Raw genomic sequence first — 3,566 nt, 5'->3', positions numbered from 1 at the left:
ATGGACTATGCCATCAAACTGAGCAGTACCAATACCATAGTAGTACAGGAAAACGGCAACTGGAAAGGCGGCTTTGGCAGTGTTACCAATGGCGATGTACTGAGAATAGAAAGGACCGGCAGCACCATCACCTACAAAAAGAATGGCACTACCTTCTACACCTCTTCTACACCATCCACCACATCACTGTTGGTAGATGTTTGCTTCTATCATTCAGGCGGAGAGATCAATGCAGCTCAGCTTTCCTTTGGAGATCCCGAAGGTACAGCGCCAATAGCCCCTTCAAACCTGCAGGGTACGATAGTTTCCGAAAGCGTTCAGTTGTCATGGACAGATGCTTCCGATGATGAAGACGGTTTCAGGATAGAGCGTCAGGCAGATTCGGGAGTCTTTGAGTTGCTGGCAGACCTTGCTTCTAACAGCACAACATATGCTGATAACACTGTAGCCGCAGCAACCACCTATACCTATCGGGTATACGCCTACAATACGTTCGGAGCTTCCGAATTCAGTAATACTACCGAATTGACCATGCCACCCGTGGACCAGGGTAGTTCAGATAACATCACCTGGACAGACCTGGTGGGGGTAGAGGTGCTGGCAGATAATACCTTGCGCAAGACAGCGCCCTACGGTGGCAATAATGGAGGCGCCCTCTCGATGGAAGTGCTGCAACCCTACACTGACGGCTGGGCAGAGTTTACCGCCTATGCCACCAATAACGAACGCTACTTCGGACTTACGGAAACCGATGCCGGACCTATAAGGCAGATGGATTATGCCATAAAGCTGACCAGCACCAACAAAATAGTAGTGGAGGAAAGCGGCACGTGGAAAGGAGGCTTCGAATACGTTGCTGACGGAGATGTGCTGAGGGTAGAGCGGTCAGGAACCACTATCACCTATAAAAGAAATGGAACAGTTTTCTATACATCTTCACTACCCTCCACCACTTCGCTGATGGTAGACGTATGTTTCTACCATGCGAATGGAGAGATCAACAATGGCCAGGCATCATTTGACATACCTTCTGCTGATATGCCTGCTGCGCCTTCCGACCTGGTAGCCGAAGGCATATCTTCCTCCGAGATAAACCTCGGTTGGGCCGACAATGCAGATAATGAAACCGGTTATGAAATAGAGCGTTCGCTCACCTCAGGGTCGGGTTATAGCCTCGTTCATACCACAACTGCCGATGTCACCTCCTATACCGATAGCGGGCTGAGCCCTTATACCACCTATTTTTACCGGATACGGGCTGTTTCAGGAACAACGGCCTCCGGCTATACCCCTGATGCGTCAGCTACCACCTACCCGGAAGGGCATGTAACCCCCGGTAGCCCGCAGGCGATCTCACTCTCCTCAACCAGCGCGCTGGTTACCTGGGAGACCGTTCCGGGAGTAACCGGTTATGAAATAGTGCGGTCACAAACCGTGGACAGCGGCTATGGTGTAGTGGGTACGGCAGGGTCCCTGGAAAGCTCCTTTAAAAACAGTGTGGAAACCAATGTTGCCTACTACTACAAGATCAGAAGTGTTTATAGTGACGGGCATTCTGACTATACCACCCCCGTGAGCGTGACTGCCCAGCCTCACCATGGCACGGTGGATGATGATGTGGAGTACGCGGCATTAAAAGACCTGTATGAGAGTACAGGTGGCGAATCATGGGCCAGACTTACCTGGCCGGAATTCGAGACGTGGCCCGAACATGTCAGTAGTGCAGAATTCAGGAACTGGGCTGGAGTAGAAGTATTTGAAGGTGATGTCATACAATTAGGCCTGGAGTACAACCACCTGTCAGGAACGCTGCCGGCCAGCCTGGGCAACTTAAGGCGCTTAAAGAGTTTGTGGCTTAACTACAATGAAATAACCGGTGAAGTGCCCCAATCTATTGCTTCCTTACCTGAACTGGAGGCTTTGTGGCTGGACCATAATTTTTTTAGCGATCTCCCTACAGGGTTGGCAGATATTCCCACGCTGGGCTATGTAGAAGTAAGCTACAACGACCTGGGTTTTGAAGACCTGGAGCAGTTTTTTTATGCACCGGGCAGCCCCAGGCTGGAAATCTATTATGAAGGTGCCATATCATATCCTTCAAACACCATGATATTGCCTGGCGGAGATGCCCTTCATATTGCTGTACCTGACAATGCAGAGCACAATCAATACCAGTGGTTCAGATATATTGGAGGCTCATGGGTGGATATTACAGATGAAAATGAAAACCCTGCCGGTAATCCGTTTGTGAATACTACAACCAACATGGAATCGGGTGGGCAATATGCTTGTACGGTTTCCAACGACTGGATCACCGGCTATGCTGTCGATGCCTACACCACTGTGACAATGAGCGTGCCTACCCCTGAATTGCATGCGGTAGCTACTGACTTTGACAAAATACACCTGAGCTGGAAAGCATTGGAAGGTGTATCTTACCAAATAGAACGATCGCTGACCGCGGGCAGTGGCTATGGGCATGTAATGACCACACCACCCGGAGCTGCGGAGTATACAGACCACTCATTAAACGCCAGTACAGCCTATTACTATCGCGTCAAGGCCACATACGGCAGCAAAGCCTCAGGCTACAGTGAAGAAGCATCTGCCCTGACAAAAACTCCGGTACCTACTGATAATTCTCTCACCTACCAGGCCCGGTATAATGGCAATATAGCCGCCATCAAGTGGAAAAGCCATGGCGATACAGAAGAAAAGCTATACACCTACCACTACGATCCCATGAACAGGATCACAAAAGCCCAGTACAGCCAGGGCAGCAGTACACTGAACAACTGGACCACCACCCCGGCCAAAGGAGGCTTTAGCGTAAATAACATTGATTACGACCTGAACGGCAATATCCAAACCCTTAACAGGCAATCTATAGGCACCGACTTCCGCACCATCGATGCCCTGACCTACACCTACACCAATGGCAACCAACTGTCAGCAGTAGCCGATGCCGTAGGTTGAGAAGGCTTTGCCGATAAGAACCCTACAGGCCCGGACTATGAATATGATGCCAATGGCAACATGACAAAAGACAGAAACAAAGAGATAGCAAGTATAGAATACAATCACCTTAATCTTCCTGCAAAAGTCATCAAGACCGATGGACAGCATATCAGATACATCTACGATGCGGCAGGCATCAAGCTGGCCCAGGAGGTGTACGGTGCCAATAACAACCAGATCAAAAAGACAGAATACATCGGAGAGTTCATCTACGAAACAGATGCAGAAGGCAACACAGAACTACAACTGATCCATCATGAAGAGGGCAGGATAGTAGAAGACAAAACCACAGGAGACTTTGAATACCAGTACCACCTGAAAGATCATCTGGGCAATACAAGGCTTACCTTCACCACCAAGCCGAAGACCCTGACCTTCCCCGCCACCTTTGAATCGGAAAAGGCAGCAGATGAAGAAGCACTGTACACCAGCATAGCGGAAACAAGAGTCACCTTCAACAACGCTGACGCTACAGCCTCAGACATCCACCTTACAGGAGACAACGAAGTAGTAAGAGTAAACGGCACCCAGCCGATGGGAGCAGGCAT

The 3,566-nt window shown here is 49.7% G+C and carries 1 protein-coding gene and 1 pseudogene; both read left to right on the top strand.

Annotated elements, in window-relative coordinates:
• Positions 1–2,976 (top strand): fibronectin type III domain-containing protein (locus C900_RS26685; RefSeq protein ID WP_009583591.1); only part of this gene is annotated, 2,976 nt, incomplete at its 5' end.
• Positions 2,977–3,036: 60 nt separating this feature from the next.
• A pseudogene (locus tag C900_RS29060) lies at positions 3,037–3,566 on the top strand (hypothetical protein); the annotation flags it as partial.

Origin of the sequence: Fulvivirga imtechensis AK7 (assembly GCF_000331535.1) — a bacterium.
Lineage (GTDB): Bacteria > Bacteroidota > Bacteroidia > Cytophagales > Cyclobacteriaceae > Fulvivirga > Fulvivirga imtechensis.
This window is presented reverse-complemented; position numbering and strand designations above follow the sequence as displayed.